The following is a 13,130-nucleotide window of genomic DNA, read 5'->3' as shown; positions in this document are numbered from 1 at the left end:
TGGTGGTGCCATATATAATGACGGCAATACTATGACATAGACCTTATTGGGAACCAAAGTGGAGGAAAACAAAGTCAATGCTTATGGTTCCGGAATTTTCTTTGTGAGCAATAATAAAACAGGGAATATCCGGATAGACCGTTCCTCGGTAAGCAATAATATTGGCGGAGGTTGGTATACCAAGTTCCGGGGGATTTCAGCACACTTCGAAACCCCCATTGAAGTCACCAATTCCCAAATGGAACCCGTTGGCAATTGAGGAAGATGTTCCGTAATGAAAAAAAAGCCTCTCATTTTTTGTCAAATGAGGGGCTTTTTATCATCTACCTTTTTTGGGTAACTTGAATATATTCCGGTTTGAAACTCTTAGTGCTTGAAGTGTCTTACACCGGTCATTACCATGCTCATGCCATGGGCGTCACAGAAATCGATAGAGTCTTGATCTTTAATTGAACCTCCAGGTTGTACAACCGCTGTGATGCCTGCTTCATGAGCGATTTCCACACAATCCGGGAATGGGAAAAAGGCATCAGATGCCATCACTGCACCCTTTAGATCAAATCCAAATGATCTGGCTTTTTCGATTGCTTGTCTCAGAGCATCAACCCTGGAAGTCTGCCCTACACCTGAGGCAAACAACTGATTACTGTTGCTCAATACAATAGTATTGGATTTAGTGTGTTTGCAAACTTTTGCTGCAAATACCAAGGCCTCTTTTTCCGCTTCAGTAGGCACTACTTTGGTTACAATTTTGAAATCAACCTTGGTTTCTGTTTTGAGATCCTTGTCCTGCTCGATGATGCCATTGAGCAAGGTTTTGATCTTTTTGGTGCCAGGAACATCGATTTTTTGAAGTAATAAAATCCTGTTTTTCTTGCTTTTCAATAGTTCCAAAGCATCTTCATCATAGGAAGGAGCAATGAGCACTTCAAAAAACAGGCTGTTCATTTCTTCTGCAGCAGCCAAATCTAAATTCTGGTTGGTGACCAAAACTCCTCCAAAAGCAGAGGTAGTGTCGGCTTCAAAAGCTTTTTTGTAGGCTTCTTTTACTGTAGAAGCTGTTGCACAGCCACAGGCATTGGTATGTTTAAGAATAGCAAAAGCTGTTTCGCCATTAAATTCAGCAATCAGAGCTACCGCAGCATCAATATCCACAAGATTATTGTAAGAAAGCTCTTTACCGTTTAGCTGATCAAACATTTCGCTCAAATCCCCATAAAAATGTGAAGATTGATGAGGATTTTCTCCATAACGAAGTGATTTGGATCTGTTTTCGGAAATTTTTAGGGCAGGAATACCTTCAGTTTGGTTGAAATAATTGAAAATATGGGTATCATAATTGGAAGATACCTGGAAAGCCTGTGCTGCAAAATATCTTCTGTCCTCAAGAGTAGTTGTACCATCTTGATTTCCCAATCTTTGCTCTAATTCTCCATATTGGGCTTTAGATGCAATGATGACGACATCTTTGAAGTTTTTGGCAGCAGCCCTGATCAGGGAAATACCTCCAATATCGATTTTCTCTATGATATCTGCCTCAGATGCGCCGGAGGCTACGGTTTCTTCAAATGGATAAAGATCCACGATCACCAGATCAATGGCAGGAATGTCATACTCCGCAGCTTGAGACACATCGTCTTTGTTGTCTCTTCTGTGAAGAATGCCTCCAAAAATTTTGGGATGAAGGGTTTTTACCCTACCTCCAAAGATAGAAGGATATCCGGTTAGTTTTTCGACAGGAATTACTTCTGCACCCTGTGATTCAATAAAACTCTGAGTTCCTCCGGTTGAATAGATTTTAACACCATGTTCCTTCAAGAGGGAAATGATAGGTTCAAGGTTGTCTTTGTAATAGACTGAAATTAAAGCAGATTGGATCTTTTTGGTAGCCATGATTTTTGATGACCACAAAGGCGCTAAGACACAAAGGAATTGGACGGGACTTTGTGGCTATATTTTGGTGAATAATTTTTCAAGTTGCAAAGGTAGGAAAATCAGGTAATTAAAGCAGACTTTCTATCACATTTGGAAAGTATTTGTATTCCAGTTGATGGACTTTTTGAGCGATATCCTCAGGGCTGTCTGAAGGTTCGATTTGGACTGCAGCCTGAAAGATAATTTTTCCCTCATCATATTGTTCATTGACCAAGTGAATGGTAATACCTGATTCCTTATCTCCTGAAGTCTTAACTGCCTCATGGACTTTCATTCCATACATTCCTTTTCCTCCGTATTTGGGCAATAGAGCCGGGTGAATATTAATTATTCTATTACTAAAAGCATGAATCAAATCATCAGGGATCTTAAGAAGAAAACCGGCCAATACAACAAAATCTACTCCCTCCTCTAAGAGTTTCCGGCTAAGATTTCCAGCTTCCATCTCAGTTTTATTGAAGGTGAAACTGGGAACATTAAATTTTTTTGCTCTTTCCAAAACATACGCATCTTTCTTATTGGAGCCGATAAGTATGACTTTTCCCTTTTTGGAATGTTGGAAGTATTTTATGATTTCTTCGGCGTTGCTACCACTACCTGAAGCTAAAATTGCTATTTTTTTCAAAATAAGCTTGTTTGTTTGATAGTCCAAAAATAGGTATATAGCCTGAACAGTCCAAAGCATTTAAAGAGGCAATGGCACTGATTGATTCTAAATTATTTCCATTCAACACAATCTAGTCCTTCATTTTCTAAATAAGAATTAATTTCCTTTTCCAAAACATATTGAAGAGAAATGATCCGCATGCCAATCTCAATCGCTTCTTATGGAAATTTCATTAACTATCTTTTCTGGTTTAAAATATCAGTAGTAATTGTCTTTTTTGTGTCCTGTAAGGACAAATCTCCAGAAATAGATTATTTGATCACCAATGCTATGGTTTATAGTGGTGAACTTGTAGATCCTTCTTTGTTGGATATCGGTATTTCGGGAGAGTATATAGTTTTTTTTGGTGATTCAAAATCCACTGGAATTAATGCCAAAAATATCATTGATGCTTCCGGATTGTTTTTATGTCCAGGTTTTATTGATCCACATACCCATTTGGACCGGGATCTTTCCGGTCCTGATTATAAATCCAATCTTTCTTCCTTAAGGCAAGGAGTAACTACCGTTTTTGCAGGAAATGACGGAAATAGCCCTCTTCCAATAGCACGGAAACTTGAAGAATGGGAAAGAAACGGCATTGGAACTAATGCAGGGCTATTTGTTGGACACGGCGCAATTAGAAGAATGGTGTTAGGCTTAGGAGCAAAACAACCCAATGTAGAGGAATTGGAAGAAATGATGAATTTGGTAGCAAAATCTATGGAAGAAGGTGCTTTTGGTTTATCTACAGGATTATTTTATGCACCAGGTAGCTATGCAAAAGAGGAGGAAGTTGAGGTGCTTGCCAAAGTTGCAGCAAGCTATGGAGGTATTTATGATTCTCATATCCGTGATGAAAGTTCCTATTCCATCGGTTTGATTTCTTCTATTCAAGAAGCCATCAATATCGGTAGAAAAACAGGTATTCCAGTCCATATTTCCCATATTAAAGCTTTAGGAACTGATGTTTGGGGAAAAAGCAAAGAAGTAATTGAACTTATTGAATCGGCCCAAAAAGAAGGAATTGACGTCACAGCAAACCAATACCCATATTTAGCTTCCAAAACCAGTTTTCGAGCCACTGTAATTCCAAGATGGGCTGAAGATGGCGGGAATGATGCGATGTTGGAGCGATTTAAAAATAATGAAGTGAAATCACGTCTGCTCAATGAAATTAAAGAGAATATAAGGAAAAGGGGAGGGGCAGAGGCATTGGTATTTTCGGAAGCAGAAAATAAACTATACGATGGAATTAGTCTAAAGAAATTTGCGGAATTAAGAAAACTTCCTGAGGCAGAAGCAGCCATTTCAATTTTAGCAGAAGAGCCCAATCTTGGCGTGATTTCCTATAATATGATTGAGGAAGACCTGAAAAATTTTATGCTTAAAGATTGGGTGGTAACAGGTTCTGACGGAGGATCAGGCCATCCCAGAAAATACGGATCATTTGCCAGGAAAATTGGAAATTATGCGTTAAAAGAAAAATTGATTAGCCTTCCTTTTGCCGTACACCAATCAACAGCAAAAACAGCAGATTTATTGGGATTGGAAAAAAGGGGTCTGATAAAAGAAGGATATTATGCTGATATTGTTATTTTTGATCCTAAAAAGTACATTGACAAAGCAACTTTTGAATCACCTTATGAAGAAGCAGAAGGTGTTGAATATGTATTTGTGAATGGTGCTATGGCTATTGATAAGGGGCATTATAAAGGGATATTGGCAGGGAAGGCCCTTCGCATAAATGATTTTGAATGATTAAAAAAAACAGAGGGTTCCGGCCCTCTGTTTTCCTATCAATACTATTAAATGTATTTACTAAATATCCTTAAACTGATCCATCAACTCTTCCGAAATACCGGTAGTAGAATAACCTCCATCATGGAAGAGGTTTTGCATGGTCACATACCGGGTAAGATCTGAGAACATGGTGACGATATAATCCGCACAGGCTTCAGCAGGGGCATTTCCAAGAGGAGACATTTTATCTGCAAAATTGTAAAATGCATCAAAACCACCGATTCCTGTACCAGCCGTGGTTTTAGTTGGTGATTGGGATATGGTATTTACCCGTATTTTTTTCATTTTCCCAAGCCTGTAACCATAACCTCTTGCTATGCTTTCCAACAATGCTTTGGCATCTGCCATATCTGTATAAAAAGGATAAACCCTTTGAGCTGCAATATAAGAAAGCGCCATTATTGATCCCCATTCATTCATAATGTCCATTTTCTCCGCCACATGCATCATCTTATGGAAAGAAATGGCTGATACATCATAGGATTTATTCATCCAATCATAATTCAGATCCCCATAAGAGCGACCTTTTCTGATGTTGGGTGACATGCCTATAGAATGTAGTAAAAAATCGAAGTTACCGCCAAGATATTCCTTGGCTTCTGCATATAGCTTTTCAATATCTTCGAGGGAAGTTGCATCAGCAGGGATGATTATAGTATTGCATTGTTCGGCCAGTTCCTTGATAGCTCCCATTCTCATAGCAATTGGAGCATTTGTCAAAACAAATTTTGCACCATGTTCATGGGCTTTTAACGCAGTTTTCCACGCAATGGAATTTTCATCCAGTGCTCCTGTGATAATGCCTAACTTTCCTTTCAATAAATTCTCTGCCATTTTATTAGATTTAGGTTGGTTCATACTTGAATCGGTAAAATTAAGGAAATTTTTAGGATATGGGATTCAGATTGAAGGATTTCGAAAGGCTGCTATTCGGAAAAATCTTAACTATTATCAGGTTATAAATTGGATCAAGCACAGTTAAATTAAAGAGTCAGTATTTTTTCATTTAAAAATTAATTTTTCAAAAGTGCTTTGGCACTTTCAAAAGCAGACATTGGAGGATTTGCCCCTGCAATCATTTTGGCAATTTCCATCACCCTTTCCTCAGGATCTAATAATTTTATTTTACTGATTGTTTTGTCTGAACTATTATCTTTATACACAAAGTAATGCAAATCTCCTTTTGCAGCTACTTGCGGCAAATGGGAGATGCAGATAATCTGATGATTTTTTGATATTTCCTGCATCATCCGGACCATCTGCAAGGCTACCTCTCCCGATACCCCGGTATCAATCTCATCAAAAATTAAGGTTGGTAATGCCATTTTATCCGCCATAATGTATTTGATGGCAAAGATAAGTCTTGAAAATTCACCCCCTGAAGCAACCTGTTTCAAAGGCTGCGGACTGATTCCTTTATTGGAAGAGAAAAGTAAGTCTATCTGGTCCTGCCCCTCATAATTAGGAGTAATGGTCTGATGGGAAAAAGTGATTTTTGCATTCTCCATGCCGAGCTGCTGAAGTAGTTTTTCCAATTGACTGGCAAATGGTTCAAATGATGATTTTCTTTTTTCGGTCAAAACCTTCGCTTTGGCCAGCATTTCTTTTTCTGCCAAGCTAAGCTCATGTTTTAGGTTTTCTATTTCCTCATCCAAATTATCAACCAAAAAGACTTTTTCTGCCAATTCCTGTTCCAAAGTGATCAAACTTTCCACAGAATCCAAACCATGTTTTTTCTGTAGATGATAGATCTTGCTCAACCTTTCCCTCACCGTTTCCAGTTTTTCAAAATCCACCTCAATAATTGAATCTTCATCCTCCAATCCTGCAGCAATGTCCTTTAATTCAATCAGCATACTTTTGAACCTTTCGCTGTAAGATTCAAATTTATGGGCATATCTGGTCAACTGTTGAATACCCTGATTTGCCAAGGAAAGCATACGGAAAGCTCCAACTTGTTCATCTTGAAGCTGCGCAAGGATTTCCTGAATCTTGCTTTTTATTTCCTCTGCATTTTCCAATAGCTCTTGTTGACTCTCCAGTTCACTTTGCTCCCCTTCCTGCAATTTTAATTGAGAAAGCTCTTCCAGCTGGAATTTATTGAAGTCAGCTTCTTTTTTCAATTCCTGGGCTTCAATAGTTCTTTTCTCCAAGTTTTTCTTGGCTGTTGAAAAATGTTTAAATGCTTTTTTAAATTCGGATTTTTCGTTTTTCGACTTTGAAAAAGCATCTACTAATGCCATTTGATAGAGTCCATCACCTAACATTATGGATTCATGTTGGGAATGGATATCCATTAAAAATTTTCCAAGTTCTTTTAGTGTTTCCAGCCGAACGGGGGTGTCATTAATAAAAGCCCTTGATTTTCCGTTGGGGCTGATTTCCCTTCTGATGATGCATTCAGATTCAAAATCAAGGTTTTCTTCTTCAAAAAAAATTTCTAAACTATAATCCTGGATATCGAAGGTACCTTCAACCACACATTTTTTGTCAACATCAAAAAGGGTTTTGGTATCGGCTCTATTCCCTAAAAGTAAGCCTACAGCCCCCAACATGATGGATTTTCCCGCACCTGTCTCCCCAGTAATCATGCTTAGGGAATGGCTTGGACTCATGGTAAGTTCCTGTATTAAAGCATAGTTTAAAATGCTGAGTGATTTGAGCATTATTGTTCAAAAATTAGCCAGTAACAAAACTAATAAAAACTGATCAACCTTTTAGAATATCATTATACCTTCTGGCGTTATTTGGATCAATTTTCATCAAATAACCCACTGCCTCGGTTCTAAATTCCATGGGTGCTCTTTTTAATATTTTGCTGACCTCATCTCCTTTAGCATCTATAAAAGCTATGGTAAAAATCCCATTAGGTTGTTGGGTGTTAACTTCTGCTACTATTTTTAGGGCTTCAACAATATTCTTGTAGGCTTCTTCCGGATTGGAGGTCAGAAGGTCCAATCCCTGTCTGTGGTATAAATAGATGGCATCTCGAATTGGAGCAAATACAGAAGATGTATAGATGTCATTGATAAGCCAATACCTGTTTCTTCTGTCATTAGGATTAGGCTGCCATCCAGGTCTGGGGGACTGTTGCGCATTGTTTACAATATTATTGGCAATTTCAAAAAAATTATCCCCTCCTCTCAAAGAAAAACTATCGTAATCAAAGCCGAGAGCAATGTATGCATAATATGCTAAGAGTGAACTTATATTGTTAAGGAAGGAGAAACGGTTGAATTCCAAAGGCTGGGATTGCAAAAACTCAAATGACCAGTTCCTATCAATAAAATTGAGCACCATACTTTCATAATTTGTGCCATAGACTGGTCTGACAGTCTGTATTTGGACAGTGGCATTGTAAAATCCGACCTGGGGCATGTCGCTGATAGTGATTAACATATTGCCTTTAATCCTCTCCAAAGCCTGGAATTGATCAGTAGTCCATGAGCGGCCATTTAAAAACTGCTCGAAATTGATTTTCATATCTTCAAAAATGGCCGTTTCCTGTGTCCTTGCCCTATCACTATTGATAATAACAGTGATATTGAGCTCCTGCGCTGAAATATGTCCGGAGAAAAACAAGAAAATGAGAAGTAATAACCAATTCCTCATATATGAAAGTCCATTTTAAGGATAACGATTCTTTCTCAGTTAGATTTTAACGGGTAATTTTTTTATTCCTTGTAAAATCAATTTTGCTATTTCCTCCTTGGGTAATACCTCGGATTGAATGGAAGATCCATCTTCAAAAAACAAGCTTACTTTATTGGTATCAAGCTGAAAGCCAGCGCCTTTTTCTCTCATGGAATTGAGCACAATGAGATCGAAATTTTTCTTTTCCAATTTTTGCTTCGCATGGAAGACTTCATTTTCAGTTTCCAAAGCAAAGCCTACATGTATTTGGTGAAACTGCTTCTCCTTTCCCAAGGTATAGGCAATATCAATACTTTTGGCCAATTCAATGGTCATTCCTTCGCCTCCTTTCTTGATTTTTTCAGGTGCTACCTCTTTTGGTGCGTAATCAGCAACTGCAGCAGCAAAGACACAAATATCCATACTTTTATGAAGTTTTGCTGAGGCTTGGTACATTTCATTGGCACTTTTCACCGGATAAATTTTTATTCCATGATGTTTTGGTTTTTTGGCTCCCTGGCCCAAAACTACATGTACTTCAGCACCGCTAAATGCAAAAGCATCTGCAATTGCAGCACCCATTTTACCACTTGAATGGTTACTTATAAATCGCACTGGATCTATAGCTTCTTGGGTAGGTCCAGAGGTGATTAGGACTTTTTTTCCCGCAAAACTTTGATCGGAATTGAAATGCTTGATTACAAAATCCAGAATATTTTCCGGCTCCATTAATCTTCCCTGACCGGAAAGTCCACTTGCAAGTTCTCCGCTTTCTGCATCTAAAATAATATTGCCAAATGATGCAACTTTTGAGAGGTTATTTCTCACGGATGGGTGTTGATACATATCCAAATCCATAGCAGGAGCGATCATGACAGGGCATCTTGCGGAAAGGTAAGTGGCTAGCAGGAGGTTATCACAAATTCCATTGGCCAATTTGCCTAAGGTATTTGCACTGATAGGGGCGATTAGAAATAAATCAGCCCATAATCCTAAATCTACATGATTTGTCCAAGTCCCGGTTTTCGGTTCAAAAAAGTCGTGGTGAACAGGATTTTTTGACAAAGTTGCCAAAGTAAGAGGTGTAATAAAATCAAGAGCAGAAGTACTCATGATGATTTGTACTTCTGCTCCTTCTTTTATAAATAATCTTGTTAGGTGGGCGGCTTTATAAGCGGCTATACTGCCTGTGACCCCTAATAAAATTTTTTTACCTTTTAAATTCATTTTTATTCGGTAGTTTCATCTGGATACCGGTGGTATAATTTACCCTCCATAAACTCTTCCATTGCTAATGTACTAGGTTTTGGCATCCTTTCATAAAACTTTGAAATTTCAATTTGCTCTTTATTTTCAAAAACTTCCTCAAGGTTATCTACTGTTGAGGCAAATTCTGAAAGCTTATTGTTAAGTTCTTCTTTCATGGTCGAAGAAATTTGTTTCGCTCTTTGACCAATGATATGGATCGATTCATAGAGATTTCCAGTCTGTTCTGAAATCTTGTCCAAGTCTCTTGTGATAATTGAAGGATTGATTGCCATATTTTAATTGTTATTAATGTCAGGTATATTTTCGTTAGGCTTTGGCTCTACTTTGGCGTGGTTTTCATTTTCCTCTTCTTCCCTAGCTTTTGCCAAAGACTCTTCATATTCTTTCTTGAGTTTTTGATGAGCTATGAGTTCAGTTTCTGCCTTTTTGAGGATAGGATCTACTGAACTGAAATATTTGCTCTCTGGATATTTTCTTTTGAATTGCTCCCCAAATTTGAAAACATCATTGAGTCTTTCTTCTTTTTTATCAAAGACACTTCTTTCTCCATATGCTAAAGATACTTCTACTAATCTGAAACCAAGCTCTTCGTTATATTTGCTGTCAGGATAATCCTTTGCGAAATTCTGAAAATTAATGATGCATGCTCTATAAAAATCTCCAGGGTATAAGCCATTTGTCAACCTTAAATAAAGCATGGATTCCTGATAAGCTTTTTCCTCAAATCTTTTCTGTAAATCCTCAATCATAGTAGTAGCCCTTTCATATGAATCGGATTGTGGAAACCTACTTATAAATAGTTGAATTGCATTTACAGCATCTCTACTGCTTTTCTGATCAAGATTGTAATCCGGAGAGTCAAGATATAATGAGTAAGCATTCATAAACAAAGCTTCTTCTGCTAATGGACTTCGGTTGTAAGTCTGGTAGAAAGTGTTGAAATATCCTGCAGCTTCAATATATCTTTTCATCCTAAAATGGCTGTATGCATAATTGAAGTCCGCTAATTCTGCCTTTTCACTCCCCCTAATTACAGGAAGAACTTTATCATATAAAATTATGGCTTTACTGTATTCCCCTTGATTGTAATAGTTATTGGCTGCTTCATACAACTCTTCCCAGTTTGTGCTTTTTTCTAGTTTGTAGAATTGCCCACATGATGTGAACAAGGCTAAAAGAAGAAGAGAAATGATATTTGAGATTTTAATTTTCATCTTTTGGAGGCGCAAATATAAGGGATTAATCATTGTTTTCAAATTAATCCTTTGAGGCTAGATTGAAGTTATTTTTTAACAACGAGTTTTTTGGTGACAATATTTTTATTATCAACAAATAAGGTGTAAAAATATACCCCGGGATGTAGATCAGCTACATTGATTACAAGGGTATTTTGACTTGGATCCAATTCAAACTCTGCGACAGGATTCCCGATGAAACTATTGATGGATATTTTTGCACTTGCATTGGGATTCTTAAATTCATAATCAATCTGTGCTATTCTATTGCTAGGGTTTGGATATACGCTTCCCAAAGAAATGTCTTTATGATTGGTTTCTTCCTCTGAAGGATTGAAAACCTCATAGATGGCTTCGACCATAAAAACGTCTCTCACATTGTTGGGGTTTGCAAAGTGGAGATCAAAGCTACCTTTCAACTCACTGATGCCTAAATCAAACTCTAAATATAAATCAGTAAATATTTCATTGGGCTTTAGTGTGATCTTTACCTTTGAAAGGTCTTTTTTGGGGTCATAGCATCTTTCTCCAATGCAAATCTTAACACTTTGGGAGGAACCGATGTTCCCCCTAAGGTATTTTAAAGAGTATTCTTTGGTTTGATTGCTTTCATTTTGAATGATGAGGGATTTTCTTTGTGCGGTGCCAATTTTACCGCTAAATTCAATATTCTCGGAAAGGACCTGCACCTGAGCCTCCAATGTTAGAGGTAACATCAACGCAATGCATGTAAAAAATAAAAGAATACTTTTCATGTAGAATTTCACCTATAAGCCCTCATTCTTAATTAATTGACAAATTCTTATACGTATAAATTTACCAAATTGGTTTGAACTTTTTATCACTTTTGGGTTAAATTTTGTTAACCTTCATGAAATTTTTTTTAAAAAAATTCGTTTCGAAATTTTTTTAATCTTTTCAATTCTCTTCGTTTTTTCTTTTCTCTTTGGATTTTACTTTTTCATCCAATAATTTTTGTATTTCCTCATCTGAAGGAAATGGAATAACTACGTTTGGCCTATCAAAAAGATTTTCTTCATTTTCTTCTCTTTTTTTCGGAGTTCGCCAGGAATTAAATAGTATCATGCTCGGTTTTTCTTCTTCACGCCAAACAAAACCTTCCAATTTCATATCCTCCTCTTTAATGATATGGGGAGGATTAAAAGACCCTTCTGGTTTTACTAGCCAATTGACTTTCTTAATTTTGCCATCTTCAAAATACATCATAATATTGGCACATAACATTTTATTCATACCCCGTAAAACCGAATCACCTATAATATCAAAATAGATAGACTCTCCGTTACCTTCCACATGGAATCTGCTTATTTTGCTTTCTTTGAAATAACCTGTCATTTTTCGGCCTTTAATCTGATTGAAGTTGCCTAAGGTGTCTTTTGTAATGTTGAATGCTCTCCTATTCAATAAAGCCCTTTCAATTTCTTCATTGGCTATCTTTAATGTAATGCTGTCTGCCGTAATCTGACTTTTCTCATTCCAAAGGACAGGGTCTTTGAAAAAATATAAAGTGGAATCTGCGGTAAGGTAAACCAATGAATCAGCAATACCCGAAATATCTGATTTGATCATTTTAGCATTATGAAATGCCAAAAGATATCTTTCCTCCGGAATTTCGCTGTCTTGTGAAACCAAGGTGTCAGCTATCATAAAAAGTGTGTCTTTCTCGTTATACTTTCTGACTAAAGCATTTCCCACAATAATGCTGTATTTTCTTTCCTCCCAATATTTCCCTTCCTCCCCAAAAATCTCAATTTCCCGCTCTTTATTGAAAAGACTGACATTGGTTAAGCCTTCATAGTATTTTTTAAATTCATCATAAAATAATACCTCAGCATAAACTTTACTGGTTTCAGTTTCCACATCACCATCATAAAACCTGAACTGCTTTCTTTCGGTATCATAGAAGCTGCCTTTACGCGCATTAAGTTTATCACCTTCTGAGGATATAATATTAGTCAGTCCAAGGGTCTGTACAGTTTTTGGCACTGTAAGATATATCAGATGATTTGTCTTCAATGTATAATCAGGATTGACCAGAATTACTTCATCGGTAAATGTTATCCTTTCTATTTGGATTTCATATGTGGCATTGATACTGGTAAGTACATTCGTTGAGTCCACCACTTTTCCATTATTGAAATAATTAGCAACTCCATTGGCTCTGTTATAATCCAAAAAATCAGTGAAAAGCGTTGTCCCCTCATTTTTCAAAACAACATTATTCCTTAGCTTGGCGATTTTGGTAAAACCATCATATTCAGCATATCTACTGGTGGTCTGCACTGGATCCTTGGTGTCTACAATCCTTACATTCCCGTAAAGTTTAGCTTTGTTTTCTGCACGGAAAAAATGGGCAGAATCACAATAAATGATAGAATTCTGGTGTTTCATTCTGACATTGTTGATCAATCTTTCAAAACCACTGGCACCCTGCAACAAATCAGCCTGTTGGATTTCCAACATATTACTTTCTTGGGCAAAGGTTTTTGTTGCCAAAAAGAATGTGAAGGAGAGTACAATGAAAAACTGCTTTTTAATCATTTGAGAGATGGTCAGCGACAAAATTAGCTAAAAATGATATTTTTGGG

General features: G+C 37.1%; 12 protein-coding genes. 2 read left to right on the top strand and 10 right to left on the bottom strand.

Annotated elements, in window-relative coordinates:
• The first annotated feature begins 46 nt into the window (after positions 1 to 46).
• Positions 47 to 259, top strand: a complete 213-nt coding sequence (locus ACFSKV_RS11105) for a hypothetical protein (protein ID WP_380802567.1) — start codon at positions 47 to 49, stop codon at positions 257 to 259.
• A 107-nt stretch (positions 260 to 366) separates the two neighbouring features.
• Here the strand turns inward: ACFSKV_RS11105 and purH are convergent, their stop codons facing one another.
• Together purH and purN are read right to left on the bottom strand one after the other, a co-directional pair.
• Positions 367 to 1,893 (bottom strand): bifunctional phosphoribosylaminoimidazolecarboxamide formyltransferase/IMP cyclohydrolase, encoded by a 1,527-nt coding sequence (gene purH, locus ACFSKV_RS11100; protein WP_380802566.1) that lies wholly within the window; start codon positions 1,891 to 1,893, stop codon positions 367 to 369.
• Positions 1,894 to 2,002: 109 nt separating this feature from the next.
• On the bottom strand, positions 2,003 to 2,560 hold the full coding sequence (gene purN / locus ACFSKV_RS11095; protein ID WP_380802564.1) for a phosphoribosylglycinamide formyltransferase: 558 nt from the start codon (positions 2,558 to 2,560) through the stop codon (positions 2,003 to 2,005).
• Between the two features lie 180 nt (positions 2,561 to 2,740).
• Between purN and ACFSKV_RS11090 the strand changes: the two genes are divergently transcribed.
• On the top strand, positions 2,741 to 4,342 hold the full coding sequence (locus ACFSKV_RS11090) for an N-acyl-D-amino-acid deacylase family protein (protein ID WP_380802562.1): 1,602 nt from the start codon (positions 2,741 to 2,743) through the stop codon (positions 4,340 to 4,342).
• Positions 4,343 to 4,402: 60 nt separating this feature from the next.
• On the opposite strand, the gene ACFSKV_RS11085 is transcribed toward ACFSKV_RS11090, so the two are convergent.
• From ACFSKV_RS11085 to ACFSKV_RS11050, 8 genes are all read right to left on the bottom strand, one after another.
• Positions 4,403 to 5,218 (bottom strand): enoyl-ACP reductase FabI, encoded by an 816-nt coding sequence (locus ACFSKV_RS11085; protein WP_380802559.1) that lies wholly within the window; start codon positions 5,216 to 5,218, stop codon positions 4,403 to 4,405.
• Positions 5,219 to 5,397: 179 nt separating this feature from the next.
• Complete coding sequence (gene recN, locus ACFSKV_RS11080) at positions 5,398 to 7,050, bottom strand: DNA repair protein RecN (RefSeq protein ID WP_380802557.1); 1,653 nt, start codon at positions 7,048 to 7,050, stop codon at positions 5,398 to 5,400.
• A 43-nt stretch (positions 7,051 to 7,093) separates the two neighbouring features.
• Complete coding sequence (porD, locus tag ACFSKV_RS11075) at positions 7,094 to 7,996, bottom strand: type IX secretion system protein PorD (RefSeq protein WP_380802555.1); 903 nt, start codon at positions 7,994 to 7,996, stop codon at positions 7,094 to 7,096.
• A 39-nt stretch (positions 7,997 to 8,035) separates the two neighbouring features.
• Positions 8,036 to 9,244: a bifunctional phosphopantothenoylcysteine decarboxylase/phosphopantothenate--cysteine ligase CoaBC gene (gene coaBC / locus ACFSKV_RS11070; RefSeq protein WP_380802553.1), complete on the bottom strand. Its 1,209-nt coding sequence runs from the start codon at positions 9,242 to 9,244 to the stop codon at positions 8,036 to 8,038.
• Between the two features lie 2 nt (positions 9,245 to 9,246).
• Positions 9,247 to 9,558 carry a DNA-directed RNA polymerase subunit omega gene (locus ACFSKV_RS11065; protein WP_380802550.1) on the bottom strand — a complete coding sequence of 104 codons (312 nt, stop codon included), beginning with the start codon at positions 9,556 to 9,558 and terminating at the stop codon, positions 9,247 to 9,249.
• A 3-nt stretch (positions 9,559 to 9,561) separates the two neighbouring features.
• Complete coding sequence (locus ACFSKV_RS11060; RefSeq protein WP_380802547.1) at positions 9,562 to 10,500, bottom strand: outer membrane protein assembly factor BamD; 939 nt, start codon at positions 10,498 to 10,500, stop codon at positions 9,562 to 9,564.
• Positions 10,501 to 10,568: 68 nt separating this feature from the next.
• Positions 10,569 to 11,276, bottom strand: a complete 708-nt coding sequence (locus tag ACFSKV_RS11055) for a T9SS type A sorting domain-containing protein (protein ID WP_380802545.1) — start codon at positions 11,274 to 11,276, stop codon at positions 10,569 to 10,571.
• Positions 11,277 to 11,439: 163 nt separating this feature from the next.
• On the bottom strand, positions 11,440 to 13,083 hold the full coding sequence (locus tag ACFSKV_RS11050; protein ID WP_380802542.1) for an OstA-like protein: 1,644 nt from the start codon (positions 13,081 to 13,083) through the stop codon (positions 11,440 to 11,442).
• Positions 13,084 to 13,130 lie beyond the last annotated feature (47 nt).

Source organism: Shivajiella indica (genome assembly GCF_042683085.1).
Taxonomy (GTDB): Bacteria; Bacteroidota; Bacteroidia; order Cytophagales; family Cyclobacteriaceae; genus Shivajiella; species Shivajiella indica.
The sequence above is the reverse complement of the archived record's forward strand: the minus strand, read 5'-3'. Positions and strand labels throughout refer to the sequence as shown.